30 protein-coding genes, 1 rRNA gene and 1 riboswitch are annotated in these 24627 nt (G+C 38.8%); of the genes, 23 read left to right on the forward strand and 8 right to left on the reverse strand.

The genetic code is table 11. The annotated features are described in order from the left end of the window. Positions 1-8 precede the first annotated feature (8 nt). From rrf to IEU65_RS06140, 4 genes are all read left to right on the forward strand, one after another. Positions 9-125: ribosomal RNA gene (gene rrf / locus IEU65_RS06125) — 5S ribosomal RNA — on the forward strand. Between the two features lie 130 nt (positions 126-255). Continuing rightward, a complete protein-coding gene (gene spx / locus IEU65_RS06130; RefSeq protein ID WP_031940956.1) occupies positions 256-690 on the forward strand; it encodes a transcriptional regulator Spx in 435 nt (144 codons plus the stop codon). 57 nt (positions 691-747) lie between these two features. Continuing rightward, positions 748-1452: an adaptor protein MecA gene (locus IEU65_RS06135; RefSeq protein ID WP_010275557.1), complete on the forward strand. Its 705-nt coding sequence runs from the start codon at positions 748-750 to the stop codon at positions 1450-1452. Between the two features lie 58 nt (positions 1453-1510). Continuing rightward, positions 1511-1915 carry a rhodanese-like domain-containing protein gene (locus IEU65_RS06140; protein ID WP_010275559.1) on the forward strand — a complete coding sequence of 135 codons (405 nt, stop codon included), beginning with the start codon at positions 1511-1513 and terminating at the stop codon, positions 1913-1915. Between the two features lie 30 nt (positions 1916-1945). Here IEU65_RS06140 and IEU65_RS06145 read toward each other — a convergent pair whose 3' ends face one another. Beyond that, positions 1946-2128 (reverse strand): DUF3042 family protein, encoded by a 183-nt coding sequence (locus IEU65_RS06145; protein WP_010275563.1) that lies wholly within the window; start codon positions 2126-2128, stop codon positions 1946-1948. A gap of 91 nt (positions 2129-2219) precedes the next feature. Between IEU65_RS06145 and IEU65_RS06150 the strand changes: the two genes are divergently transcribed. After that, a complete protein-coding gene (locus IEU65_RS06150) occupies positions 2220-2960 on the forward strand; it encodes a glycerophosphodiester phosphodiesterase family protein (protein ID WP_010275568.1) in 741 nt (246 codons plus the stop codon). Beyond that, positions 2953-3837 (forward strand): tRNA (adenosine(37)-N6)-dimethylallyltransferase MiaA, encoded by an 885-nt coding sequence (miaA, locus tag IEU65_RS06155; RefSeq protein WP_168441539.1) that lies wholly within the window; start codon positions 2953-2955, stop codon positions 3835-3837. The genes IEU65_RS06150 and miaA overlap by 8 nt, the downstream gene beginning before the upstream one ends. 19 nt (positions 3838-3856) lie before the next feature. On the opposite strand, the gene IEU65_RS06160 is transcribed toward miaA, so the two are convergent. Continuing rightward, positions 3857-4684, reverse strand: a complete 828-nt coding sequence (locus IEU65_RS06160; RefSeq protein ID WP_010275572.1) for a hypothetical protein — start codon at positions 4682-4684, stop codon at positions 3857-3859. A gap of 158 nt (positions 4685-4842) precedes the next feature. Beyond that, a riboswitch (SAM riboswitch) is annotated at positions 4843-4946 on the forward strand. 99 nt (positions 4947-5045) lie between these two features. Between IEU65_RS06160 and metK the strand changes: the two genes are divergently transcribed. Both metK and IEU65_RS06170 read left to right on the forward strand, forming a co-directional pair. Beyond that, positions 5046-6203, forward strand: a complete 1158-nt coding sequence (metK, locus tag IEU65_RS06165) for a methionine adenosyltransferase (RefSeq protein ID WP_010275576.1) — start codon at positions 5046-5048, stop codon at positions 6201-6203. A 19-nt stretch (positions 6204-6222) separates the two neighbouring features. Further along, positions 6223-7155 (forward strand): ADP-ribosylglycohydrolase family protein, encoded by a 933-nt coding sequence (locus tag IEU65_RS06170; RefSeq protein ID WP_010275580.1) that lies wholly within the window; start codon positions 6223-6225, stop codon positions 7153-7155. A gap of 56 nt (positions 7156-7211) precedes the next feature. On the opposite strand, the gene IEU65_RS06175 is transcribed toward IEU65_RS06170, so the two are convergent. The 4 genes from IEU65_RS06175 to IEU65_RS06190 form a co-directional block, all read right to left on the reverse strand. Next, entirely contained in the window at positions 7212-8147 is a 936-nt protein-coding gene (locus IEU65_RS06175) for a diacylglycerol/lipid kinase family protein (protein ID WP_010275582.1), read from the reverse strand. A 97-nt stretch (positions 8148-8244) separates the two neighbouring features. Next, positions 8245-9759: a phosphoenolpyruvate carboxylase gene (gene ppcA, locus IEU65_RS06180; RefSeq protein WP_010275585.1), complete on the reverse strand. Its 1515-nt coding sequence runs from the start codon at positions 9757-9759 to the stop codon at positions 8245-8247. A gap of 224 nt (positions 9760-9983) precedes the next feature. After that, complete coding sequence (rnjA, locus tag IEU65_RS06185; RefSeq protein WP_010275587.1) at positions 9984-11666, reverse strand: ribonuclease J1; 1683 nt, start codon at positions 11664-11666, stop codon at positions 9984-9986. Then, positions 11666-11878 carry a DNA-dependent RNA polymerase subunit epsilon gene (locus IEU65_RS06190; RefSeq protein ID WP_010275590.1) on the reverse strand — a complete coding sequence of 71 codons (213 nt, stop codon included), beginning with the start codon at positions 11876-11878 and terminating at the stop codon, positions 11666-11668. Before IEU65_RS06190 ends, rnjA begins: the two co-directional genes overlap by 1 nt. A gap of 136 nt (positions 11879-12014) precedes the next feature. On the opposite strand from IEU65_RS06190, the gene IEU65_RS06195 reads away from it, so the two are divergent. From IEU65_RS06195 to glmU, 14 genes are all read left to right on the forward strand, one after another. Next, complete coding sequence (locus IEU65_RS06195; RefSeq protein WP_010275595.1) at positions 12015-12560, forward strand: LOG family protein; 546 nt, start codon at positions 12015-12017, stop codon at positions 12558-12560. 8 nt (positions 12561-12568) lie between these two features. Further along, positions 12569-12964 (forward strand): MarR family winged helix-turn-helix transcriptional regulator, encoded by a 396-nt coding sequence (locus IEU65_RS06200; RefSeq protein WP_010275599.1) that lies wholly within the window; start codon positions 12569-12571, stop codon positions 12962-12964. A 168-nt stretch (positions 12965-13132) separates the two neighbouring features. After that, a complete protein-coding gene (gene efp, locus IEU65_RS06205) occupies positions 13133-13693 on the forward strand; it encodes an elongation factor P (RefSeq protein ID WP_010275602.1) in 561 nt (186 codons plus the stop codon). 149 nt (positions 13694-13842) lie between these two features. Beyond that, positions 13843-14292, forward strand: coding sequence for an Asp23/Gls24 family envelope stress response protein (locus tag IEU65_RS06210; RefSeq protein ID WP_010275605.1), 450 nt, complete (start codon positions 13843-13845; stop codon positions 14290-14292). Continuing rightward, positions 14292-14696, forward strand: a complete 405-nt coding sequence (gene nusB / locus IEU65_RS06215; RefSeq protein WP_010275609.1) for a transcription antitermination factor NusB — start codon at positions 14292-14294, stop codon at positions 14694-14696. The genes IEU65_RS06210 and nusB overlap by 1 nt, the downstream gene beginning before the upstream one ends. Positions 14697-14775: 79 nt before the next feature. Further along, positions 14776-15573: a TatD family hydrolase gene (locus tag IEU65_RS06220; protein WP_010275613.1), complete on the forward strand. Its 798-nt coding sequence runs from the start codon at positions 14776-14778 to the stop codon at positions 15571-15573. Continuing rightward, on the forward strand, positions 15566-16147 hold the full coding sequence (gene rnmV / locus IEU65_RS06225; RefSeq protein WP_010275616.1) for a ribonuclease M5: 582 nt from the start codon (positions 15566-15568) through the stop codon (positions 16145-16147). The genes IEU65_RS06220 and rnmV overlap by 8 nt, the downstream gene beginning before the upstream one ends. Beyond that, the gene (gene rsmA, locus IEU65_RS06230) at positions 16131-17018 is read left to right on the forward strand and encodes a 16S rRNA (adenine(1518)-N(6)/adenine(1519)-N(6))-dimethyltransferase RsmA (RefSeq protein WP_010275618.1); all 888 of its coding nucleotides are present in this window, start codon (positions 16131-16133) and stop codon (positions 17016-17018) included. Before rnmV ends, rsmA begins: the two co-directional genes overlap by 17 nt. 104 nt (positions 17019-17122) lie before the next feature. Beyond that, the gene (locus tag IEU65_RS06235) at positions 17123-17356 is read left to right on the forward strand and encodes a Veg family protein (RefSeq protein WP_010275621.1); all 234 of its coding nucleotides are present in this window, start codon (positions 17123-17125) and stop codon (positions 17354-17356) included. 135 nt (positions 17357-17491) lie between these two features. Continuing rightward, a complete protein-coding gene (locus IEU65_RS06240; protein ID WP_010275622.1) occupies positions 17492-18331 on the forward strand; it encodes a metal ABC transporter solute-binding protein, Zn/Mn family in 840 nt (279 codons plus the stop codon). Then, positions 18328-19032: an ATP-binding cassette domain-containing protein gene (locus tag IEU65_RS06245; protein ID WP_010275625.1), complete on the forward strand. Its 705-nt coding sequence runs from the start codon at positions 18328-18330 to the stop codon at positions 19030-19032. The genes IEU65_RS06240 and IEU65_RS06245 overlap by 4 nt, the downstream gene beginning before the upstream one ends. Further along, entirely contained in the window at positions 19025-19816 is a 792-nt protein-coding gene (locus IEU65_RS06250; protein ID WP_010275627.1) for a metal ABC transporter permease, read from the forward strand. Before IEU65_RS06245 ends, IEU65_RS06250 begins: the two co-directional genes overlap by 8 nt. Positions 19817-19918: 102 nt before the next feature. Beyond that, positions 19919-20752, forward strand: a complete 834-nt coding sequence (purR, locus tag IEU65_RS06255) for a pur operon repressor (RefSeq protein WP_010275630.1) — start codon at positions 19919-19921, stop codon at positions 20750-20752. Between the two features lie 7 nt (positions 20753-20759). Further along, positions 20760-22139, forward strand: coding sequence for a bifunctional UDP-N-acetylglucosamine diphosphorylase/glucosamine-1-phosphate N-acetyltransferase GlmU (gene glmU / locus IEU65_RS06260; protein ID WP_010275635.1), 1380 nt, complete (start codon positions 20760-20762; stop codon positions 22137-22139). A 9-nt stretch (positions 22140-22148) separates the two neighbouring features. Here glmU and IEU65_RS06265 read toward each other — a convergent pair whose 3' ends face one another. Next, positions 22149-23558 carry an MFS transporter gene (locus IEU65_RS06265; RefSeq protein WP_010275637.1) on the reverse strand — a complete coding sequence of 470 codons (1410 nt, stop codon included), beginning with the start codon at positions 23556-23558 and terminating at the stop codon, positions 22149-22151. 89 nt (positions 23559-23647) lie between these two features. Between IEU65_RS06265 and IEU65_RS06270 the strand changes: the two genes are divergently transcribed. Further along, on the forward strand, positions 23648-24136 hold the full coding sequence (locus IEU65_RS06270; protein WP_010275640.1) for a hypothetical protein: 489 nt from the start codon (positions 23648-23650) through the stop codon (positions 24134-24136). A gap of 6 nt (positions 24137-24142) precedes the next feature. Here the strand turns inward: IEU65_RS06270 and IEU65_RS06275 are convergent, their stop codons facing one another. Beyond that, the gene (locus IEU65_RS06275; protein WP_010275643.1) at positions 24143-24400 is read right to left on the reverse strand and encodes a hypothetical protein; all 258 of its coding nucleotides are present in this window, start codon (positions 24398-24400) and stop codon (positions 24143-24145) included. Between the last annotated feature and the right edge of the window lie 227 nt (positions 24401-24627).

Raw genomic sequence — 24627 nt, forward strand, 5'->3', positions numbered from 1 at the left:
ACTCAAGGTGTCGTGTCGATAGCATAGAGGACACACCTGTTCCCATACCGAACACAGAAGTTAAGCTCTATAGCGCCGAAAGTAGTTGGAGGATCGCTTCCTGCGAGGATAGGACGATGCGGTGCCGTACATAAGAAGAACGAGAGCAATCTAATGATGAATTGGTTGCTCTTTTTGCTATACTATAGTCAATGTACTTTAGTAAGTAAATACGGTATAATAGATATATCTTATGAATTTGGAGGGCAACGATGTATGGTTACACTTTTTTCATCGCCTAGTTGCACCTCTTGCAGAAAAGCTAAGCAATGGTTAGAAGATCACAATATTCCTTATATTGAGAGAAATCTGAACAAGAACCCCATTAACGCTAATGAGGTGAAAGAAATGCTTCGTTTGACTGAAGATGGTACTGAAGAATTAATTTCGACCCGATCCAAAATTTTCTCAAAGTTAGAGGTTAACTTGGATGATATATCAATTAATACTTTAATCGATTTAATTGTTGAATATCCTTCACTCTTGAAACGACCAATAATTATGGATGACCGCAGAATACAGGTAGGTTATAATGAAGATGAGATTCGTCGATTCTTACCTCGAGATGTTCGTCAACGTGAACTTTTCCGTGCAACGTATAAAGCGGATTTTGAAGAAGCAGCAAAAGACTTAGTTGTTGAGGAGAGTTAATGTTCGCTGTCCTTTGAAACTATTATTTTAAAATTCAATTAGAAAGGTAGTGTGAATATGGAACGAGAGCGTATAAACGAAAATACAATTCGTGTGATGATCAATAATTCTGATCTTGAAGATCGTGGTATTTCTGTGATGGAATTGCTTGGCAACCATGATAAAATCGAATCCTTCTTTTACAACATACTTTCTGAAGTTGATACAGAGCATGATTTTGATGATGACGATCAAGTTTCATTCCAGATATTACCCAATCGTAATGGATTGGAATTGTTTATTTCTAGATTAGATTCGGAAAATCAAGTTGGTGATATTCTTAATAATATTATGGATTTTGCTAATAAAAAAAATTCAGAAATTGATGATATTTCTGATGAACGTCGTACTGAATTGCGCCAATCCGATGATGGCAGTGTCAATCACACTGTGAATCCACCTAAGTCTAGATTAGTTAAACAAGATTCTAGCAGCATTGCGAAGACAATTACAATTAAATTATTTGATTTTGAATCAGGTATTGCAATTGCTAAAAACTTTGATGCTAACAATTTCCTTTCAGATTTGTATCGTTATAATAGCATTTTTTTCTTACAGTTGACCCAAAGTAACAGTGATTTAAGTTGGGAAGAACTGAAAGATCGTTTGGCAATTGTATTTGAGTATGGCAATTTAAGCGACGTTAATAATGACGTACTTAAAGAGCATGGTGAACCAATCATGTTAAAAAATGCTCTAGATCGATTGAATCGACTATTTTAATTAGGCGCTTGCGCCTTTTTTTGATACAATGGTATAAGATTGATTTAGAGGATGTATTATGACTAATATTTTAATGATGATTGCAACTGTTGTTGTGCTATGGATTTTGTTTGCGTTTGGTGGTTGGTTATGGATCTTTTTGTCAGCAAAACAAAATGGCAAACTTTTAAAGCCTGAAGATTTTGCATCTAAAATTGATTCGGATAATGGTCAAATTATTGATGTGCGTGAGAGTGAACCATATAAGCGCTCGCATATTATGGGGGCCCGAAATATCAGTGCCATGAACTTTTTACAGGGTAAATCTGGATTGCGACAGGATCGTGACATTTTTCTTTACGATGATAATTTACGGGATGTGGTCCGTGTTGCCAGATCACTTAAAAAGCAGGGCTATGCTAAGGAAAAAATTTTTATCTTGCGTGGTGGTTTCAGTCGTTACGAAGGGAAAAAGACAAAATAAAAAAGAACCGCGCTTGAGAAGCGGTTCTTTTTAGTAACGTGATTGATGTGCTGCAACGCTACGACGAATAGCAGCTTTTGACACTTGGTTGTAAGTTTCTTCAGCTTTCTCTTGTGGCTTAATAACAGTTTGGCGATAACCCAATGCCGTACCAGCTGCAACGACGGCAGAACCAATTACGCCAACAATAACACCTAATCTGAATGATTTCATATTCTAAACACTTCCTTAAATTCTTAAGACTTCTTAAATACTATTATCGACTATTTTCTTTAATTTGTAAATAAAAAAGATTGGATAAATGATGACAGAAATTATTGCACATCGTGGCTATCGTCTAGTCGCACCAGAAAATACATTGCCTGCATTTGAGGCCGCTTTGGCATTTCATCCTGATATGATTGAAATGGATGTCCATAGAACATTGGACGGCAAATTAGTAGTTATTCATGATGAAAAAGTAGATAGAACGACTAATGGAACAGGATACATCAAAGATTTGACACTAGCTGAAATTAAGATGTTAGATGCTGGTAGTTATAAAGAGCCTAAAATGGCAAACGTAACTGTGCCAACTTTATTTGAGTTTTTAACTTTTCTAAAAGAAAAGCAATTTAATCAAACACTTTTAATTGAGGTTAAAACCGATCACGTGATGTATCCTGGCATTGAATCCGAAATTTTAGATATGGTTGCGACATTTAAACCAAATTATCCTATTATTTATCAAAGTTTTAACTTGAAATCATTAGAAATAATCAGAAAGTTAAAGCCCGATGCCGAAATAGCAGCACTTGTATTTTGGATGACGCCCAAAGTGGTATGGCTTAAACTACGTGGTGTTTTTGATTATATCCATCCAGATATTAGAATACTAAACAAGAAGCCAGCTCTTTTTTGGCGAAAGAAAGCACACATACGACCTTGGACGGTTGACAAAGAAGCTGATATGAGACGTGTTTTTGAGGCTAATATTCCGGGAATTATTACTAACCAAGTAGCCTTGGCGGTTAAAATGCGTAAGGAAATACAAGAGCATGAGTAAAATATTAGTCATTACCGGTCCGACAGCTTCGGGCAAGACAGACGCAGCAATTCAAATAGCAGAGCAATTTAATGGTGAAATTGTGTCAGCAGATTCAATGCAAATTTATCGTGGCTTGGATGTAGGGACAGCTAAACCAACTATTCGTGAACAAAAAAAAATACCACATCATCTCATCGATGTTGTGAATATGACTGATAATTTTTCTGTAGCTGAATTTGTTGCACTGGCGGACGAAATCATCGAAGATATTACCAAACGTGGCAAGTTACCAATTATCGTTGGTGGAACTGGTTTTTATCTGAAAGCGTTGCTTGGGTTACAAGCATTGGAATACAGTCCCAATGATCCTAATTTGTCATTGAAATTGGCCGACAAAACACTACCACAATTAGTTGACGAATTAATAAAAATAGATGATGTTCTTGCTAAACGAATTGATTTGAATAATAGGCAACGCGTGATTCGAGCAATTCAAATAGCACACCAAGGACATAAACAACAGACAACAGTAAAGCGACCGACATATGACGCGTTGGTAGTTGGACTAGATTGGCCACGCGAAATCCTGTATCAGCGCATTAACCAACGGGTCACTAATATGGTCAGTGAAGGCGTTTTAAATGAAGCACAAGCGGTTTTAAACGCTGGTGGAGAAGAATTACAAGCTGGCAAGGCTATTGGCTACAAAGAGTTTTTCGGCTACCTAAGAGGTGAGGAAATGGTTGAGGAAGCCATAAAAAAATTGCAACAAGACTCCAGACGCTATGCTAAGCGGCAACTAACGTATTTACGTCATCAATTACCTGGATTAATATGGATAAATGGCAAAAGCGTGATACTTGATTTGAAAAAAATGATTCAAAACTGGCTATAAAACAGTTTTGAATCATTTTTCATTGGTAAACTAACAGCATTGAAAGCGCTAGAAGCAGAACGTAAATCATATTTTGCCAGTTGCCAATGCGGGCTTTGACAAATTGTAGAACAAAAGCAAATATACTAAGTATAAAGATAACAATTGTTGTCGCACCGACATGGTGACTTAGCAAAGCGGCCCAAAAGAGACCAATTGACAACAAACTCAGTTTTCTGCCATCTGGGTTTGGCATAATGACTGGTGTGAAGTAAAAAAAGAAGGCGAAGAGCATTGGTAATAATTGTAGAATAAATTTCTGCGTTAAATAATTATTTTCACTGTAAAAAATAGCAATTGGAATTGTAAAGGTCGCCAAAAAACTCAGCAAAATTAAACCTAAAATGTTTTGTAAACCAAGCCACAATTGTTGAATGGCAATAAAGAAAGCGGCCAAGATAAGTAATAATAACCAAATTTCTCGACGTGCCTGAATGAGTGAGTTAAAGGTGAACAAAATGCTAATAGCAAAAAACAGATAACTTAACAAACTACGAAAATTTTGCGTTATCATAAGGGCCATACCAGCAGCTATTGTGACCGTATAGCCAAATAAGGGCGCTAAAGACCACGTTAACTCGCCTTCGAGGTCTTGCGTATGTAGTAGTGGTAATCGCCACCAAACGAGGTTGAGCGAGATAACTATCACAATCAAAGGCACCCCAAAACGCCAATCTTTCAATTTTGCCGGTGAAAAGCTTTCGAGACTTCTTTTGTCTCTGGCATCTGTGCTCAAACGACGTGGTAAAATAGTGCCATCTGGCATTCGTTGAGACAGGTTTGATTGTTGGTAGTAGTCTTGATCCATAGCTAATATTTTACCTTAAAAATGGACAACTGACGTATCATTTTTATGACAGAATTGTATCAATACCAGCGAATTAACAATTGATAAGGTACAGAAATCCATTTAAAATGGTTGAATTGTACGTGGAAGTTTGTTACAATTGTCATTACAATTTAAAACAGCTATCAAGAGCAGGCGAGTGATACAGCACTTTGACCCTGCACCAACCGGCGTTAAGCTTAACGGCTTGCAGTGTACGGTGGTAATTCTGTACAGATAGTCGTCACGTTAGCGCGTTCGACGATGTCGAGCGCGCTTTTTAATTTCGGCTTTAGCTTTTTATTTTGCAAAACTGGTGGCGACCTTACGCAGGAGAATATCAATGACAAAATTTTTCACTTCAGAGTCTGTCTCAGCTGGACATCCTGATAAAATTGCAGATCAAATTGCGGATGCAATTTTGGACGCTGTTTTGACCCAAGATCCATATGCACGCTCAGCTGTCGAGGTGACAACATCAACTGGAGATGTGTCAATTTTTGGGGAGCTGTCGACAAACGCGTATGTTAATATTCGCCAAATTGCCACAGACACAATTAGAGAAATCGGTTATGATAAAGCAGAATTAGGATTTACAGCAGATTCTGTTAACGTTTCAAATAAGATTGTTGAGCAATCATCTGATATTGCGCAGGCAGTGGATAATGCTGACGATGATCCTGAGCAATTAGGAGCTGGCGATCAAGGCATGGTGTTTGGCTACGCAACTAATGAAACAGATAGTTATTTACCATTGACTTTGGCATTGTCACATCGTTTAATGCGTCGTATTCGTGATGTACGCGAATCCAATCAGCTAAGTTACCTCCGTCCAGATGCGAAAGGTGAAGTAACCGTTGAATTAAATGATGACAATCAAGTTCAACGGATTGCTGCTGTGGTCATATCAACACAACATAATGATGCAGTATCACTTGAAACACTTCGTAAAGATGTCCGTGAGTTAGTAATCGATAAGGTTTTGCCACAAGAATTAGTTGATGATCAGACAAAATATTATATCAATCCATCAGGTCGATTTGTTTTGGGTGGTCCGCAAGCTGATTCTGGGTTAACAGGTCGTAAAATTATTGTTGATACATATGGTGGTGCGGCGCACCATGGTGGTGGTGCTTTTTCTGGAAAAGATGCGACAAAGGTGGATCGTTCGGCCGCTTATTTTGCCCGCTATGTGGCTAAAAACATGGTTGCCGCAGGTGTAGCTGATCGACTTGAATTACAAGTTGCATATGCCATTGGTGTAGCGGAACCTGTTTCACTCAATGTCGAAACATTTGGCACTGCTAAAATTAGTGATAATAAAATCACTGAAATTATCACACAATTATTTGATTTCAGACCATTAGCAATTATTAATCATTTAGATTTGCGCCGGCCAATTTATAAGCAAACAGCTGCTTTTGGTCATTTTGGTAGAACGGATATTGATTTACCATGGGAAGCTTTGGATAAAGTTGAAGAAATTAAAAGCTTGCTCTAATTCATGTTAAAATGATTGTATGAGTAAAAAGCAATCAACAATTCAATTTTTGATATTTGGCATGGCTATTGGTGAAAGTATCGCGTCTTTACCTGCTAATGATCAAGATAAGGTGTTAAATCAACAATTTGATAGACAGTTAGAGTGGGGAACGCAAGTTAGCTTGTCATTAGCAACAACAGCAAGTTTAACACGCGGCTATCAGTTGGCAGATGTAATGGCTCACTTACAAAACTGGTATCAAAGGCGGCAGTATGCGCCTGTTGGTACACATCAAAGTATCGATGACGTCACAAAAAAAGCATTAGATAATTATATTAAAAACCGTGATATGCTTTCGGCAGGTGTATCAGACGATGCAGCAGATAGTGATAACATCTTGGCACGTATGTTACCAGTGGCACTTTATTTGCATCATCAGTATGGGACCTCATTTGTTAATGATGAAACTGCAATGATGCTACTTCATCGTATTGCTGGATTGACGCACAACGATGAGGGTGCTTTGGTGACGGTGGGGATGATGAGCCTCATTCTGAGTCAAATTTTAGACGGTAATAATTTATCAGATGCCGTTGAAAATGGGTTAGCTTTTGGGTTTGAGTATTACTCACGTCATCAAGTCTTTGTTTCTGAGCTTTCAGCGTTTGATGAGCTTAATTTGCCTGATTTTAGAAATATTCCAGCCGATAAAATAGTATTAGATGGTAAGGCCGCTTCTACTTTAGAGGCAGTTATTTGGAGTTTGCTTAACAGTCACAATTATACTGAAGCAATTAAAAATTCATTAGTTCATGGTCATGCCAATAGTGTTGTTCCAACATTGGTTGCTGCAATAGCGGCAGTTTATTATCGCGATGATATGGTATTGCGTCTCAGCCAAAATTTCGTAGCACGACGTCTATTAGCGACAATTGTTTCACAAGCTGAACGCTCTGCTCGTTTTAGTTAAAAGTCAAAAACGCCAAGTCTAATGGAGATGACATCTCAAGACTTGGCGTTTTTTGTTTAAATCCAAAATGGGTAATGTTCAAATGTTAACTGAAAGTCGTAACTTCCGTTACCTAATTCTTCTCCGTCAGCTTGACCAGGTTGTATATCACGAACGTGAATGGTAGCATTTTGTGACATTTTAAGATGATGAACCTTTTTGAACTTGAGATGTCCACCATTTTTTTTCAAAGCTAGAAACATGCCTAAAAATTCAACGAAACTCATTTTTTCTGCGATAACCAAATCTAATCCATAGGTTGTAAGCTTAGCTTCAGGCAAAAGTGCGATACCACCACCAAAATAAGCTTGATTAGTTAAAGTGAGTAGAAAAACGCGCGGGAAATTGAGATAGTCGTCACCGGAATTAATCGTGACAGGAAAACTATTTTGATTCGCAAATACCTTGAGAACTGAAAAAAGATAGCTCAATGATCCCAGACCAAATTTGTTAAGGCGTGCTTTCCATTTATCATGATTTGTTTGTGAAACAACTGCCGCATCGAAACCAATGCCTAAATTATTAACAAAGTACCTTGTTTGTTTTTTGGGTGCATCACCGACAATTTTGCCAACTGTCAGCAATTGCGAGGATCTAATTTTTGCTAGTCGTGATAAAGATTCATTGGCATCACCTAATTGTGCAGCACGAGCAAAGTCATTACCAGAGCCATTGGGGATGTAAGCAATTGGTATAGGGTTATGTCGCTTAAATTTAAGCAGTCCGTTCAGAACTTCATTTAAAGTACCATCACCACCAATCGCTAGAATAACATTTTCTGAAGGGACATCAGGCAAATCCTTGGCTAATTTTTTTGCAAAACGGGTTGCTTGACCAGCAAAAGTTGTGTCTTGCCACGATGCAAAAGTGAGTTGAGATTTAATTTTTGAAATTTTTTCTTGGTGGCGTCCACTGCCAGCAAGAGGATTGTTAATAACATAGAATTGTGGCATTGACACGCTCAAACTTTCAAACAAATTAATTTTATTGTAACAAAAAAAGCCTGTTAAGGCTATTTATCAAACGATAAGTACATTTTTTAGAATTTTTTTAACCTAGGAAATGACGTAACTGGGCCATACGATTGATGAGCGCTGTTACCGCAATTGGTGCGCCATCCTTAATTTGCACAACTTGTAGCGCAATTTCTGCATGCTGTTTTTCTTCTCTAGTTAGAGGTTGGAGTTCGAAACCAAAGATATCTTGCAAAATCAAAATATCTTCTTCCACTTCAGCCCAAGCTGGACTCTGAGTTTTTAAGATTTGTAGGGCATCCATGTTGACATAGCGAGCCAACTCTCGGAAGTCTTGTTTCATACTTGGATAGTGTCTCACAAAAACACCAAGATGATCAGCATTAAGTTGTTTAAGAGCACGCCCGAAACCAATAAATTCGGGGGGAACACCCACAGAATAGAACGCACCGGTGAAGTTAATTGCCCGAGGTAACTCGATGCCATCAACAGAGCGAGAGTAACCAAGAACACCAACGTGTTGACGACGGTCACGACGCTTGGGGAACGCCTTGAAAATTGGTTGCATACTTGGTACTAAGTTGTCTAGTGTATTTGAGTAATATTTGGCTGAAATTTCAGCAACTTCTGCTAGTACATTCTGATCTTCAATACTAATTTTGAGTGGTTTGGCAACTGGCAACTCAGCCTTTAATTTGGCAATAGCTGATTGAACCTCTTCTAAGGGGAAATCATAACGAAAGGCCGATTGGACCGTTGCTGTTCTGACACCGGGAAATTCTTTGACATAGCGATCAATACGACGAGGCGAAAGACCACCTCTAAAAATGGCTGACCCTGTTCCAGAAATAGGATAGATTTCAATATTTTCTTGCTCGGCAAATTCATGTAATCTTGCAATTGCTAATTTGTTTCCTGTAATCGAACTCATAAATCCGGCAGTCAAGGCTGAATCAGACCCTGCCAAGAAAACACGTAGATACTTTGGACGGAAACCAAAGTGTTCTTCATGGAGTGTCAAGTATTCTTTTAAAATTTCTGGTGCATGCAATTGCGTATCAAAATCTTCAAATAGCGGAATCATTTCGATATAAGGTGTATTCTTATCAGAACGCGTGAACTCTGCTGTTTTGAAATTTGCTAATTTTTCAAACAGGAGTTGCATTTTTAAAATTTGGTCTGCACGTTGTGCCATTGGCAAAATAGCTTCAAATAGAGGTCGGGTGAAGCCAAGATCATGTGCGAAATCTTCGGAACTCAAAAAAGCTGTCATGGCTTGCATCAAGTTATAACCCTTTTCTTCCCAAATATTCGGGAATCGGAAAGTTAAAAACTTGTCGCGACCAATTTGATGTTCTTTGAAATAGTCATACTCTGAGCTAAATAAGCGATCAATGACGGCGGCATCGGCATGTTTACCTTCCCAATCCCACATGTATTCGTCAACATTTAATTCACTAAAGTTTTCAAATGCTTCGCTGGTCTCGCGATAAGCGCTGATGAATGGTTGCTGAGAACTGTCCCAGAAAGGTGCATTAGCGTTATCGGGATGCTGTGTACCCATGATTGTAGGAATTTTACGTGTTGTCATGATAGCTCCTTAATGTTTTACTTACAGTATTGTAACATATTGCGTTCTAGGTGTTTTGAGAATATGTTATGTTTTTTCCGAATAATTACGAATTTATTTTTGTAATGTCTGTATTTTGTCATGATATAGCATGTAACGTTTGGAGGTGAGTATATGGCGATAGACATAATGCTCGAAAAAAGGAAATCAAAAACCACCAAATTATTAAAATTTAGTGGTTTGTATTACATCATAATTAACATAGGTAAAATCATTGGCTTTCGAGCAGTCTCTTTGTACAAAAAGCGTGACAATTCGTCAATAACAGCTTGACGAATATCTGATTCACTTGCGTTGGCGTTGTTCATCACACGACGAATTGTACCAAAAATGACACGACGGCCTTCATTGATTAAGTCGCCAGATTCACGCATATAAACGAAACCACGTGATAAAATGTCTGGACCGGAAAGGATTTCTTTTTTGCTGAGATTGATGGTTGCAGTGACGACCACTAAACCATCTTGTGATAGCTTTTGACGATCATGTAAGACAACCGAACCAATATCGCCAATCCCTGATCCATCAATATAAGTATCTTCACCAGGGAAGTGACCAGCAACACGCGCATTTTCACCATCTAATGCCAGAACATCACCATTTTCAAGGATGAAAGTGTGATCATCAGGAATATCTAATTCATGCGCTAAAGAAGCGTGAACTTTTAACATACGATATTCACCGTGAACTGGCATGAAAAACTTGGGCTTCATTAGTGCTAGCATGAGCTTTTCTTCTTCTTGACCACCGTGACCAGAAGTGTGAATGTTATTTACCTTACCATAAATAACATTTGCACCGCCTTCTTCTAATTTATTGATAACAGCGTTAACAGAAGCGGTGTTACCAGGAATGGGAGAAGATGAAAATATGACATTGTCTTTGGGCTTAAGACGAATTTGCTTATGAGTACCTTCGGCAATTCGAGCTAGTGCAGCCATTGGCTCACCCTGAGAACCAGTTGATAAAATCAAAAGCTCGTCATCAGGAATATGTTTAATGTCTGACTGTTCAACGAGCATGTCATCAGGAATATTGAGATATCCCAGCGCACGACCGTTTGTCACGGCAGACTCCATAGAACGACCAAACACTGCAATTTTACGACCACGTGCAATTGCGGCATCTGTCGCCATTCGTACACGGTTCATATTTGAGGCAAAAGTGGCAAAGATAATGCGTCCGTGCTCGATTTTGTCAAAAATGCGATTAACGGATTTTGCAACCCAAGCTTCTGACTTAGTCCACTCAGGACGTTCAGCGTTGGTTGAATCACTCATCATGAGCAAAACGCCATTTTCGCCGATGCGTGCCATTGACCAAAGGTTAGGCGGCTGCTTAGTAGTTGGGGTGAGATCAAATTTGAAGTCACCAGTTTCCACAATTGTGCCAACTGGTGTGTGTACTGCAACACCAAACACATCGGGAATTGAGTGGGTTGTTCGGAAAAATTCGACACTCATTTTATCAAATTCTAATACGGAACCATCAGTAATTTCGTGTAACTCGACACGGTTAAGTAGTTGTTTCTCTTCGAGTTTATTTTTGATGAGTGCCATGGCTAATGGGCCAGCATAAACTGGTACATTAACAGCTTGTAAAAAGTAGGCGATAGCACCGATATGGTCTTCGTGTCCGTGAGTGATTACCAGTGCTTTAACGCGATCGATATTGTCAACTAAATAAGTATAGTCTGGAATAACATAATCAATACCAAGTAATTCGTCTTCGGGGAACTTAATGCCTGCGTCGACGACAATAATTTCATTTTGATACTCAATACCGTACGTGTTTTTACCGATTTCGCCTAAACCGCCTAGCGCATAAACTGCGACTTCATTAGGTTTAATATCTACTGAATATGTCATTAGAATGTTGTGATTTCGAAGTGAGGGTAGGCCTTTTCGTAGGTTACAGCCTTATCTGACAATTCTTCGATATACTCCACATTGTATTGCGTGTTTTCCTCAATTAACTCACGTGCTTGAGGTAAACTTTCAGCCTCTAAATAAAGTGACTGTGTTGTTTCGCGCTTTGGATTGCGCTCAGGGTGTTCTTGATAGTAAACTTTAAAAATCATAAATGCCTCCAAAAATAGTATTTTAATTTGTCACGAACGAAAACCTTAACTACTAGTTTACCACATGGACTGATTTTAAGATACTTCACTTGATTATTAATACTATAATTGGTAAATTGGTGTAAGGGATAAACAAATGAGAACAAAGGCAGTTGGCGTTTTTATGGGCTCACAATTTGGTAGTGATCCCAATTTCAAAATTCAAACAGAAGCGTTTGGTAAACAAATAGCTAAGCGAGGCTTATACCTAGTGTATGGTGGCGGAAAAGATGGGCTAATGGGAACATTGGCGACGAGTGTTATGGCCAATCATGGCAAGGTTTTAGGTATTTCACCACGTAATTTGGCAGAAGATGCTATTGATGTTGATAAAATAACGAAGTTCATTGAAGTAGCATCGATGACTGAGCGGAAACAGCTACTGATTGATAATTCAGATGTTTTCGTTGCTTTACCAGGGGGGCTTGGCACGCTGGAAGAAATTGCACAAGTCATTAGCTGGGCCAAGCTTGGGTTGCACCATAAATCACTGATTTTGTACAACATCAATGGTTTTTATGATTATTTTGAAAATTGGTTGAATCAAATGGTTAACGATCATTTTGTGAACATTGATGACATGAAATGGGTACATGTTGTTAATAATCTTGATGAAGTGATGACCATGATTGACAGCATGTGAGGAATAAAATGAAAAATTCAGATCTATTGAGTGAATTCGTAAGTGTTTATATGTCAGCACTTAAAAATCTAGAAAAATTAATTTCACAACCAGCTAATCCATATGGCGCTTCATTTGAACAATGGTTAATCATGGCGGCTGTTTCCCAAAGCGAGGAACCTTTGACTATGACTGAGATTGCTAAAGATCGTGGTGTAACCAAGGGGGCAATAGCCCGGCAACTAAAGCCGTTATTTGACCGTGGGTATTTAACGCAAGAAAAAGACCCAGATGACAGGCGACGTGTGTTGTTAGTCCTAACACCTAAAGGTGCTGAGGTGAAGCAATTATTGCTCAAAGTGTTCGTCAACGCTTCAATAAGTGGCTGGATATTTTTGGCATATCTGAAGGAAAAGAATTCTTAAAAACGTTACGTCGCTTGGATGCATTGATTGTGCAACCGGAGTTAAATAGCAAAAAAGATTGAAAATAGCCTGAAAATATGGTAAAATTTTTACTTGTTTGAAGTCTGTACTATTAAGAGTGGATTTCTGTTATAATAATTATATTACTGAATAAAGAGGATACTAATCATGGCAATCGGCATGAATGACTTAAAGACGGGTTTGACAATCGAATATTCAAACTCAATTTGGCGCGTTTTGGACTTCCAACATGTTAAGCCTGGAAAGGGTGGTGCCTTTGTACGTTCAAAGTTGAAGAACTTGCGTACAGGTGCGGTTAACGAAGTAACATTCCGACCAGGGGATAAGTTTGAACAAGCAGACATCACAACACGTCCAATGTCATATTTATACGCTGAAAATGACGGTCGTGTATTCATGGATGTTGAATCTTACGAACAGGTTAATATTCCTGATGAACATTTGACTAATGCTTTGAAGTTTTTGCTTGAAGGTATGGAAGTTAAGATTACAATGTACGGTAACGAAATTTTGGGTGCTGAATTACCATCAACTGTTCAATTGAAAGTTACTGAAACACAACCGGGCATCAAGGGTGCAACCGCTACTGGTTCAGGTAAGCCTGCAACAGTTGAAACTGGTACTACAATCACGGTGCCTGACTTCGTTAACGAAGGTGAAACAATTATTGTTAATACTGAAGACGGTTCATATAAGGGCCGCGCGTGATTACAGCTTGGCATGAATGAATTGGCTTTTGATAACATTGAATTTTTAAATCAAAATGCAGTCATTACGATCAAGTGCCACTGTACACGGTAACCCTGAAAGTTCCCTTGTGGAACTTTTTATTTTAAAAAGATTGTCGAGGAGTCACTATGGCCAGAGAAATCAAGCAAGGTAAAACGGCAAACAAAAATTTATTGTTAGCAACAAAAAGTGAAGTGTCCGGTACGACACAAGTAATACCCGAAGTTGTTGAAATCATTGCGCAAATTGCGGCTCAGGAAGTGAGTGGCGTTTATTCAATGCGTGGCAAATTATCTGATCGTTTTACAAGCGTTTTTGGTTCTAATGCGCGTGGTAAAGGTGTTGAATTACAACAAACGACTGATGGATTAGTGATTGATGCCTATGTATTTGTACAATATGGTGTGGCGGTGCCTAAAGTTGCTTTGAATATTCAGAACGCCATCAAATCACAAATTGCATCTATGACGGATTTGCATGTTGAAAAAATCAACGTTCATGTCAGTGGTATTGTACCTGAAAAGGCTGACAGTACAATTGATCCTAATAACTTATTTGGTGACGAGGTAACTAATTAATGGCAAGTTTAACGCGACATGAGTCTCGCCAAGCCGCATTTCAAATTCTTTTTGCACTTGAAAAAGATCCGCAAGATAGTAAAATCGATGATTTATATGACATCGTTTTGAATGGTAAAACATTTGATGATTATTTGCCGAGATTAATTAATGGAGTGTTGGGATCAAAAAATGACTTAGATGAGCAAATTTCGGCTCATTTAGCTGATGGTTGGGCAATTAACCGAATCAACAAAGCTGATCTCGTCATACTACGTTTAGCTATTTATGAGCTAGTTTCAATCAAAGCAACACCCTATAAGGTTGCCATCGATGAGGCAGTGGAATTAACTAAAACATTCGCTGATGATGATGATCGTAAGTTTGTTAATGGTGTACTAAAAAACTTTGCACCAACTAATTAAACCGCAAAAAGCGGTTTTTTTATTGACGTAGAACCATGATATACTAAGTATTAGCTTAAATAATAATTTGGAGGCCAAAATGGCAATTTATGATCCAACCAAGACACCGGCAGATAGTTACGATACACATACACATTTAAATGATGACAAATTATATCATGATGTGGACGCCTATATTGGACGGGCAAATGAATTCCGAGTAATGGAAATGAATATTGTGGGTTATGATGCGATTGCGAATCAACGTGCTTTGTCAATTGCTCAGTCTCATGAGAATATATACGCCGTTTTAGGATTTCAACCTGAAGATACAGATGGCTTTGACGAGACAGCAGCCACTACTTTAGCTGAACAGTTGCAGCAGGACAAAGTTGTTGGTGTTGGGGAGACCGGTTTAGATTATTACTGGGAAAATACGTCTCATGAGACTCAAAAAGCAGCTTTTGTGACGCATTTGTCCCTAGCCAAGAAATACGATCTACCCGTTATCATTCATAACCGGGATGCGTTTGATGATGTTTATCAAATTTTAAAGGCATCTGGTGTCGAAAAAGGTGTGATGCATAGCTTCTCAGGTACACCAGAACAGGCGCTGGCTTTTGTTGACCTCGGGATGTCAATTTCGTTTAGTGGTGTTGTTAGCTTTAAAAAAGCTCAAGAAGTACGAGACGCGGCCAAGGTTGTGCCATTAGACCGTATTTTAGTTGAAACTGATGCACCTTATTTGGCGCCTACGCCTTATCGTGGTAAAACTAATGAACCAGCTTTTGTGAAGTATGTCATTGATAGTCTAGCAGAAACGTTAGACATGTCGCCAAAGGCGTTATCTGATGTAACGCGTCAAAATGCGCATCGCCTGTTTTTAAATCATGATTGATAGACAGCATATTAATGAAGTTATTATTGTCGAAGGACGCTCTGACACACAAAACATTGCTCGTGCGGTGATTGCTGATACGATTGAAACTGGCGGGAGTGCTATTGGTCAAGAAGCAATTGATAGAGCAAAATTAGCTGCTAAACAACGCGGTGTCATTATTTTTACTGATCCTGATTTCAATGGGCAGCGAATCCGTAATATCATAACAAAAGTTATTCCGACCGCTAAGCAAGCATACATCACACAAAATCAAGCGCGCGCGAGTCATGATAATCCTCACAAATCATTAGGCATTGAACATGCTAGCCCAGACACAATTATAAATGCTTTACGACATTTAATGACACCACGTGTGACTGTATCAAGTGATATTGATCAATCATTTTTGTTGCAACAAGGCCTTTTAAGTGGACCAAATGCGCGTGAACGTCGGGCTGTGGTAGGTGAAAAGCTACACATTGGTTATACCAATGGCAAACAGTTGATTAAACGTTTAAATGCTTTTGGTATCAAACGTACACAAATCGAAGAAGCGTTGAAAGGACAAATGCAAAGTGGGAAAAACAATTGATATTGCCAATCCAACAAGAACACAAGCAATTTTAAATGAATATGGATTAAGGGCTAAGAAAAAGTTTGGCCAAAACTTTTTGACTGATCTAAATGTATTGCATGGTATTGTGGCAGCCTCTGAAATTACAGCTGAAGACAATGTGATTGAAATTGGGCCCGGTATTGGGGCCCTAACAGAACAGTTAGCTAAATCAGCCAAAAAAGTGGTTGCATTTGAAATTGATCCTCAAATGGTAGCAGTTCTTTCGGATACGTTGTCGCCATATCAGAATATTCACGTCATTGAAAATGACATTTTAAAGGTTAATTTAAAGCAGGTGATCACAGAAGAATTTGGTGAAAATGCCAACGTTAAAATTGTCGCAAATTTGCCATATTATATTACGACACCGATTTTGATGCAGCTACTGCGTGCAGATATCGCTTGGGATAACATTGTTGTTATGATGCAGCGTGAGGTTGCTGATCGTTTGAATGCGCAGGTGGGAACAAAAGAATATGGGGTTTTAACTTTGACCATACAATATTTTGCGACTGCACAATTAGCAATTAAAGTACCAGCAACATCATTTAATCCTGCGCCGAATGTTGACAGCGCAGTCGTTAAGCTGACACCTTTGACACCTGATGTACCTGTTGAGCAACCCAATCAACTTTTTGGCGTCATCAAGGGCACTTTTTCGCATAGACGCAAGAGTTTGTGGAATAATTTATTGCAAACGTACGGGAAAGAGGCCGAAATAAAATCCAAATTAGAAAAGGCCTTGCAAGAAGCCAACATTGAACCTTCAATCAGGGCGGAAAGACTGGATTTAACTGATTTCACGGACTTATATTTGGCATTACGAACGCAAAAATTAGTGAAATAGCCGAATATTTATACTAAAAAACGCTGAAATATTCAGTTATACTTGCTTAAAAGGTTTATTTGTAGTATAATGAAATAAGCTTTTACACGAAAGGTGGTATAAAAATGCCAAGTAGTTTGCAAGAGATCAAGGTTCAACTAGATTCACATGTTGGACAAGAAGTAACCGTAGTTGCCCAAGCAGGTCGCAAAAAGATTACGGAACGTTCAGGCATTTTAAGGTCAACATTTCCATCACTATTCGTTGTTGAATTAGATGAGGATGCTAATTTTGAGCGTGCTTCGTATAGCTATACAGACATATTAACAAAAAATATCGACATTACATTTGCTGATTAATTGCCCAATTGTGGGCTTTTTTTGTATCAACAAGTGTTTTTGTCTGTTTTAAATCGTGTTATCATGATATAGTACGTCCAAAAAATTACAGGTTGTCAGCAGATGATCGGCATCTGCAATATGAAATAAAACACTATGAACAAACAAGTTATTTATGCTATTTTAACAATCCTCCTAATTCCAATCGGGATTTTTTTAGTGTTTGTTAACATGGCTGGTGAAACGAGCGTCCCTGACAGCAAACCTGTTGTCATTGCTACTGATAACATTGCTTATCAACAGATTGCAGCGGCTATTGCTGGTAAGCATGGTAAAACGGAACTTATTTCAAATGTTACTGATCAAGCGCAAAAAACAAAATTTAAAAAGTCTGAGTTGATTATCACTGATACGCATGAAAGCCAGTTGCTAACGCGTGCCAAACAATGGGGGGTGTCCGCAAGATTAGTGATTGCGAGCGACTATATTACTGACGGTAAAAACTATCGCAATGTTTATTTGAGTCCCCAAACAACTTTGAACATGGTGACTAAAATTACGGATCAACTGAGTGATATGGATCCCCGCAATCGTAATAGTTATGTCGCCAATAAACAAAGCCTTTTGAAAAAAACGGCTAAATTAACATCAGTATTTCAAAATTTGAAAAAAAGTAAAAATGTCACCTATTTAGCTACTAATCAATCGCAAGAATTAATGATGACACAATTGGGCTATCAATCAGCAAGTAACGATGTTGACAAACTTGATGATGATGCTATGACAGCATTAGAGAAAAAAATGAGTGACCAAAAAATTGATTTTGTGTTGACGGCAACGCAAGATCAGACGAATCATGATAAACAATTAATCGCAGCAGCAAAAAAAGATAATGTACTCGTTGTAACATTTAACCAAGTTTTACCGCAAGACGCTTACATTTGGTCTTGGCAATTATCACAATTACGACTAATACAAAAGGCGCTTGCACAATGAATGCAATTATAGAGACACACCAACTAACAATCCGTTATGGCGATAGGGCCATTGCGTCTGAAATAAACGTTGATGTACCGGCAGGCAGTTTTTACGCCATTTTGGGTGAAAACGGTGCTGGCAAAACAACGTTTATTAAAACGATACTTGGACAACATCATAATTATGTTGGCAATTTGAATGTCACTACGAAATCCATTGGCTTTGTACCGCAGTTTAGAGATATTTCGCGAGACTATCCGCTCAGTGTTGCGGAATTTGTTGGTCTGGCTTTTAATAGTGGCTGGCATTTATTTAATAATCGCTCAGAAAAAGTAGCTATTCATAAGGCACTGCAAAAAATGGATTTAGTTAATATTGCTGATCAACGACTGGGTTTGATATCTGGTGGGCAAAGACAAAGAGCATTTGTCGCTCAAGCACTAGTTAAGCAACCAGAATTACTGATTTTAGATGAATCAACAGCCAGTTTAGACCATGAACACAAGCGACAATTACTGACAGCAATTGTACGGTTACAAAAAGAAACCGGATTGACGGTTTTATTCATCACACATGAGTTGACCTTAGTTTCTGATTTTGCCGATGGTTTTTTGCTGTTTGATGCTGGAAACGTAACGCAGGGAAATGCACAAGCATTAAAAAAAATAACGGTTGATATGACACTTACGCATCCTGAAAATGAGGTTCATTATGTTTGAATATAGTTTTATGCAGAATGCTTTTGTCGCTGGTACCATTGTTAGTATTGTTGCTGGCGTTATTGGTACGTTTGTGGTTGCCCGAAATTACGCTTTTTTAACCCATTCCCTCAGTGAAATTGGCTTTGCCGGTGCTGCTTTTGGTCTATGGATTGGATGGCCGGCTTTACTTGGTATGATGGTCGCAACAGTTGCCTCGTCAGTCGCTATAGGTGCATTGGAGTCAACATATACTAAACGTGACAATGTGACCAGCGCTATCTCTGCGTTAGCAATTGGATTGGGGATTTTGTTTCTAGCATTAGGGCACACATCATCGAGCGCTGCAACGGGTATTTTATTTGGGTCAGTTTTGGGTATCAGTCATCATGATTTGTATCTGCTTTTGGTGCTAGCTGCAATCGTTTTGGTCACACTATTGTTTAATTATCGGACACTACGGCAGTTGTCTTTTGACGAGCAGGGGATGTTTATGCAAACACGACGACAACAAGGGGTACGTTATGTATTTCTTGTCATGATTGCCTTGTCTGTCAGCATTTCATCCCAATTAGTGGGCTCATTATTAATATTTGTTCTGGTTACACTACCAGCTGCTAGTGCTAAATATTATGCCACCACTACTGTACAATTAATGGGAATGGCAATTATTTTTGCGTTGTTTGGAACTTGGGTTGGTTTGAGTGTTGCCTATCTAACTGAATTGCCAACCAGTTTTTTTATCGCAATTATTGAGGTTTTGATTTATTTAGGCTCTGTATGGCAGTTTAAACGAAAGGCTTAATTTCCGAACTATTACTAGAAAATAATGCTATAATTAGAGGTAATTGTTAATAAAAATCAAGGAGGAAACGGACTAGTCTAGTGCTTGAGTCCGTCACATACTATGAAAACACGTCGCTCAGATCGTTTGGTCGATATGGCGCGCTACATGCTTGAGCGCCCACGCAAGCTAATTTCACTATCTTACTTTGCTAAACGCTATGAATCAGCTAAGTCGTCTATTTCAGAAGATTTATCAATTCTTAAACGGACTTTCCAAGAGCGTGGGACTGGTTTACTTGAAACAGTTCCTGGTGCTGCCGGTGGGGCACGATTTGTGCCTTCAATGTCTGAAGCAGAAGCCAAAACATTTATTGAAGAAATAAGACAATTGGTTAATGACGAAACACGTGTTTTGCCTGGCGGATATGTTTATTTGTCAGATTTATTGGGAAGACCAGACATACTACGCCAAGCTGGCCGATTGATTGCAACACAGTACCTTCGAGATGATATTGATGCTGTTATGACAGCTGCCACAAAGGGTGTCCCATTAGCCCAAGCAGTTGCTGAACAGCTTAATGTACCTTTTGTGATTGTTCGTGATGATGCCAAAGTCACAGAGGGGCCAACGGTTTCTGTTAATTATTTGACAGGTTCTTCAAAGCGGGTTGAGAAAATGGAATTGTCCCGTCGCTCACTCCGAACAGGTTCACGGGTTTTGGTGGTTGATGACTTCATGAAAGCCGGTGGGACAATTCAAGGGATGCAGACATTGGTCGGTGAATTTGATGGGACAGTCGTTGGGACAGCTGTTTTTGCTGAAGGTCGCTCGACGACACGATTGTTAGATCATTTCACGTCATTATTACATGTTGATACTAACCTCAAAAATGGCGACCCAATTTTAGTAACAGCGGGCAATTATTTAGAAGAAATCTATAGTCATAAGGATTAATGTAAACATGAGTAAAGACGAGATTAACGTACTAATATTAGCTGCTGGGCAAGGTTCACGCATGAAATCGGCGACGCCAAAAGTGTTGCATCGTGTGGCTGGCCAAACAATGATTGACTGGGTACTGGCGTCTGTTTCAACATTGCATGCTAGTCAATTGATTACAGTGATTGGTGTTGGTGCGCAACGCGTACAGGAACATGTTGGTGATCGCAGTAAATTTGTTTCACAAATGGTACAACTTGGTACAGGTCACGCAGTACAACAAGCACAATCAGAATTAAAAGACAGTGATGGTGTGACATTAATTATGTCAGGTGATACACCGATGTTTCGTCCTGAAACACTTTCAGAATTGGTGGCTGAACATCAGAACAGCAATAATGCTGTGACTGTATTGACTGCAATTGCTGAGGATCCCACTGGTTATGGTCGAATCGTGCGTGGTGATGATGATACTGTTATTAAAATTGTCGAACAAAAAGATGCCAGTGTGACCGAACGACACATTAAAGAAATAAATACTGGTGTTTATGTTTTTGATAATCAATTGTTGTTTGATGCTTTGTCAAAAGTTGAAAATAACAATGCCCAAGGGGAATACTATTTACCAGATACACTAGATATTTTGAGACATGATGGTCAGCAAATCGGGGCCCATACTTTACATGATTTTACAGAGTCATTGGGTGTGAATGACCGCGTGGCATTGGCTACTGCAAATCAAATTATGCATGGACGCATTAACCATGAGTTAATGGTTTCAGGTGTTGAATTGATTGATCCTACCAGTACTTACATTGATAAAACAGTGAAAATTGCTGCAGATACGGTGATAGAGGGTGGCGTCACAATCCTAGGAGATACAGTTATTGGAACGGGCAATTTAATTACCCAAGGATCACGAATTGAAAATAGTCTTATTGGTGACAACAATGTCATTACTGCATCTCATTTGGAATCAGCGCAATTGGCAAATGGTGTTACCGTTGGACCATACGCTCATTTAAGGCCACAAACTGACTTGGCCGACAATGTTCATATAGGTAACTTTGTTGAAGTGAAAGATGCTAAACTAGGTCGCGACACAAAATCTGGTCACTTGACCTATATTGGTAATGCAACAGTTGGCGAAGATGTCAACATTGGTGCCGGATCAATTTTTGTTAACTATGATGGTGTCAATAAGTTTTATTCAACAGTTGGAGATCATGCATTTATTGGATCAAACACAAAAATAGTAGCGCCTGTTTCGATAGCCGATGAAGCAATTACGGCGGCAGGTTCAACAGTTACAGAAGATGTCCCGAAACATGCGATGGCTATTGCACGTGAAAGGCAGACGAATAAAGCTGACTTTTGGGCACGCATGCCACATAAACAGTAAAAAAAGAGCTCATGAGCTCTTTTTTGTTTGAAATAATCGTTTGGCAGTCAATAGCCAGGCAACTATGGCGAGTGTCAATGAAAAATACAGGCTGTTGTGCATAGCAGTCATAAATAAGGATGGGTGCTGTGGATCGTATGTAGCGACACGGTGACCAGCTTGTCGTGACATCAAGAGGAATAAAATTGTTGTGGCAAAAATGTTACCAAACACAAAAGCGACATTACGTCCCAATGCATTGATTGATCCAGCAATGCCCAAATATTGTTTGTTAACACTGGCCATGACCAAGGCACTATTCGGTGATTGGAAAATACCTGCGCTCATACCAGTAAAGAGTAATATGGTAACGATTAACCAAATGGGCGTTGCTTGTCCAAAAATTAGAAAGCCTATTTGAGAAACTATCAATCCTGAAATACCAATTAAAGTAATGATTTCTTTGTTATAACGATCAGAGAGAATACCTGAAATGGGTGCAAAAACAAACATTGATGCGGGTATACTCATCATTATGATGCCAGCCATTCCCGCAGACCAGCCTCGAAAATTTTGTAAATAAAATGGTGTCAAAATATTGACGTATGCGTTGACTGTGAAAAACATGGCACTTAGAACGACACTAACGCCGAAGGTATGATTATCAAAAATATGTAGATTGAGTAGCGGCGAAGGACTGTGCTTTTCTTGCCAAATAAAACTAGCAAAGGTTAAGCCACTGAGCAAAAGTAAAAGCCAAACTAAGATATGATGCCAACCTATACTTTGACCGCTGTTCATGCCTAAAAAGAACAATAGCATATTCATGAGTAGTTGACATGCACCTAGCCAATCAACTTCACTGAGTGTGCCTAATGGCTTTTCTTTTGGAAGATAGCGATTGCCTACCCAAAATGCTATGGCACCAATAGGGACGTTAATCCAAAAAATATATGACCAGTTAGCAATCGACAAGATGAGACCACCAATTGCTGGGCCAGCAATTGAACCTAAGGAAACGAACATTGCAATAATTGACATAGCGCGGGCGCGTTGATTTGGCGGGAAAAGAGTCGATGTGATACCAAAAGAATTACTCATGGTCATTGAAGCGCCAATCGCTTGAAAACTACGTGCAAAAAGTAAAAAAGGTAATCCTAAATTAATGCCAGATAATAAAGAACCTATTGTAAAAATCATCATACCGTAACGAAAAATGGTTGTTTTACCTAATAAATCGCCAAGCCGTCCAAATAAAACAATTAGACCCGAGATAATCACTAAATAGATAGTGACAACCCATGTAGCTTGACTTAGAGGGATGGCTAATTCACGCGCAATTGTTGGTAATGCAACATTAACGATTGACCCGTCTAATGTTGACATAAAAGTAAATAGTCCAATCGATACAAGTGCGGGTATTTTTTGCTTTTCAAACATTGATATTTTTCTCCCAATAATGTTAACTGAAAATGATTTTTAATCAGCAAAGTGAGTAGGTATGGTAATATTATACATGAGGAAATTTTATGCAAATAACAGGTGAACGTGCGTTGGCTAACATTGCTGATGCAGCATTTTATAACAAATCAATAACTGTCGAGGATGGACAAACTGTGCCAATTGATGCGCTCATGAGCGAGTTAGCCCAGCATGTAACCGACGAAAACTTTATGCAAGTTACGCTTAATATCAATGGCGGCATTGAGGCGGATGGGACCACACTAAGTCTTGAAACAAATGTTATCAACTTACCGCTGCGTTATCAAAATCAGTTACGAAAAATGATTTTGCCAGACAGTGAAGCACTTGTTGTCAATCTGTACATGATTGTTGAGAATCCCCTTGTTAGTCAGTCAAGACTGAAGATTGCGTTAGTGAGTTCGGTTTCAACTTATGAGGATGATACTGACAGTGCACAGGCAAAGATTGCAAGTTGGTTTGATGAACAGTTAGCACACATTGTCTCAGAGCAAGCATCTGCAGAAACAGAAGCCCAAGCTGATGTTGAAATATAAACGGTATCAGTCCACTATGGCGACTTCAGCCACAACTCGTCCGATATTTTCAGCCTGATTGTAGGTAAAGTCGAGAATGTGATCGGCAACATTAAATTTAACACTAACCAGTTGACCAAGGCTGTATGTCTCAATCACATAAGCAGCTAATGCTTTTTTGTCTTTCAAATCAGCATTTGCAACGAACAAATCATCTAAACTAGTGTTTTTAGGTGCAATGTGATGGTGGATGAAATGTTGCGTTATTTTAGTTATTTTTATCATGCTTATAAGTATAACGATTTCATAACTAACTGTAAATATCGCATCATTAAGGGCTTAAGATGATCATCTTAAGTTGACTATTGTTGATATATTTGTTATCATTAATTTATGCGATGAGTCGAAGCGCTTGAAAAATTAGCGCCGAAGGCGGTCTGCCGTGTTAAGTCACAAATCTCGTATAGATGCAGATGATGAGTGTGTTGTGGAACTATCTCATCTCACCATGA

It is taken from the genome of Leuconostoc pseudomesenteroides KCTC 3652 (genome assembly GCF_014634745.1).
Lineage (GTDB): Bacteria > Bacillota > Bacilli > Lactobacillales > Lactobacillaceae > Leuconostoc > Leuconostoc pseudomesenteroides.

Coding starts and splice junctions, on each gene's coding strand:
- spx (WP_031940956.1), top strand. CDS start 256: ATGGTTACACTTTTTTCATCGCCTAGTTGCACCTCTTGCAGAAAAGCT.
- IEU65_RS06135 (WP_010275557.1), top strand. CDS start 748: ATGGAACGAGAGCGTATAAACGAAAATACAATTCGTGTGATGATCAAT.
- IEU65_RS06140 (WP_010275559.1), top strand. CDS start 1,511: ATGACTAATATTTTAATGATGATTGCAACTGTTGTTGTGCTATGGATT.
- IEU65_RS06145 (WP_010275563.1), bottom strand. CDS start 2,128: ATGAAATCATTCAGATTAGGTGTTATTGTTGGCGTAATTGGTTCTGCC.
- IEU65_RS06150 (WP_010275568.1), top strand. CDS start 2,220: ATGACAGAAATTATTGCACATCGTGGCTATCGTCTAGTCGCACCAGAA.
- miaA (WP_168441539.1), top strand. CDS start 2,953: ATGAGTAAAATATTAGTCATTACCGGTCCGACAGCTTCGGGCAAGACA.
- IEU65_RS06160 (WP_010275572.1), bottom strand. CDS start 4,684: ATGGATCAAGACTACTACCAACAATCAAACCTGTCTCAACGAATGCCA.
- metK (WP_010275576.1), top strand. CDS start 5,046: ATGACAAAATTTTTCACTTCAGAGTCTGTCTCAGCTGGACATCCTGAT.
- IEU65_RS06170 (WP_010275580.1), top strand. CDS start 6,223: ATGAGTAAAAAGCAATCAACAATTCAATTTTTGATATTTGGCATGGCT.
- IEU65_RS06175 (WP_010275582.1), bottom strand. CDS start 8,147: ATGCCACAATTCTATGTTATTAACAATCCTCTTGCTGGCAGTGGACGC.
- ppcA (WP_010275585.1), bottom strand. CDS start 9,759: ATGACAACACGTAAAATTCCTACAATCATGGGTACACAGCATCCCGAT.
- rnjA (WP_010275587.1), bottom strand. CDS start 11,666: ATGACATATTCAGTAGATATTAAACCTAATGAAGTCGCAGTTTATGCG.
- IEU65_RS06190 (WP_010275590.1), bottom strand. CDS start 11,878: ATGATTTTTAAAGTTTACTATCAAGAACACCCTGAGCGCAATCCAAAG.
- IEU65_RS06195 (WP_010275595.1), top strand. CDS start 12,015: ATGAGAACAAAGGCAGTTGGCGTTTTTATGGGCTCACAATTTGGTAGT.
- IEU65_RS06200 (WP_010275599.1), top strand. CDS start 12,569: ATGAAAAATTCAGATCTATTGAGTGAATTCGTAAGTGTTTATATGTCA.
- efp (WP_010275602.1), top strand. CDS start 13,133: ATGGCAATCGGCATGAATGACTTAAAGACGGGTTTGACAATCGAATAT.
- IEU65_RS06210 (WP_010275605.1), top strand. CDS start 13,843: ATGGCCAGAGAAATCAAGCAAGGTAAAACGGCAAACAAAAATTTATTG.
- nusB (WP_010275609.1), top strand. CDS start 14,292: ATGGCAAGTTTAACGCGACATGAGTCTCGCCAAGCCGCATTTCAAATT.
- IEU65_RS06220 (WP_010275613.1), top strand. CDS start 14,776: ATGGCAATTTATGATCCAACCAAGACACCGGCAGATAGTTACGATACA.
- rnmV (WP_010275616.1), top strand. CDS start 15,566: ATGATTGATAGACAGCATATTAATGAAGTTATTATTGTCGAAGGACGC.
- IEU65_RS06235 (WP_010275621.1), top strand. CDS start 17,123: ATGCCAAGTAGTTTGCAAGAGATCAAGGTTCAACTAGATTCACATGTT.
- IEU65_RS06240 (WP_010275622.1), top strand. CDS start 17,492: ATGAACAAACAAGTTATTTATGCTATTTTAACAATCCTCCTAATTCCA.
- IEU65_RS06245 (WP_010275625.1), top strand. CDS start 18,328: ATGAATGCAATTATAGAGACACACCAACTAACAATCCGTTATGGCGAT.
- IEU65_RS06250 (WP_010275627.1), top strand. CDS start 19,025: ATGTTTGAATATAGTTTTATGCAGAATGCTTTTGTCGCTGGTACCATT.
- purR (WP_010275630.1), top strand. CDS start 19,919: ATGAAAACACGTCGCTCAGATCGTTTGGTCGATATGGCGCGCTACATG.
- glmU (WP_010275635.1), top strand. CDS start 20,760: ATGAGTAAAGACGAGATTAACGTACTAATATTAGCTGCTGGGCAAGGT.
- IEU65_RS06265 (WP_010275637.1), bottom strand. CDS start 23,558: ATGTTTGAAAAGCAAAAAATACCCGCACTTGTATCGATTGGACTATTT.
- IEU65_RS06270 (WP_010275640.1), top strand. CDS start 23,648: ATGCAAATAACAGGTGAACGTGCGTTGGCTAACATTGCTGATGCAGCA.
- IEU65_RS06275 (WP_010275643.1), bottom strand. CDS start 24,400: ATGATAAAAATAACTAAAATAACGCAACATTTCATCCACCATCACATT.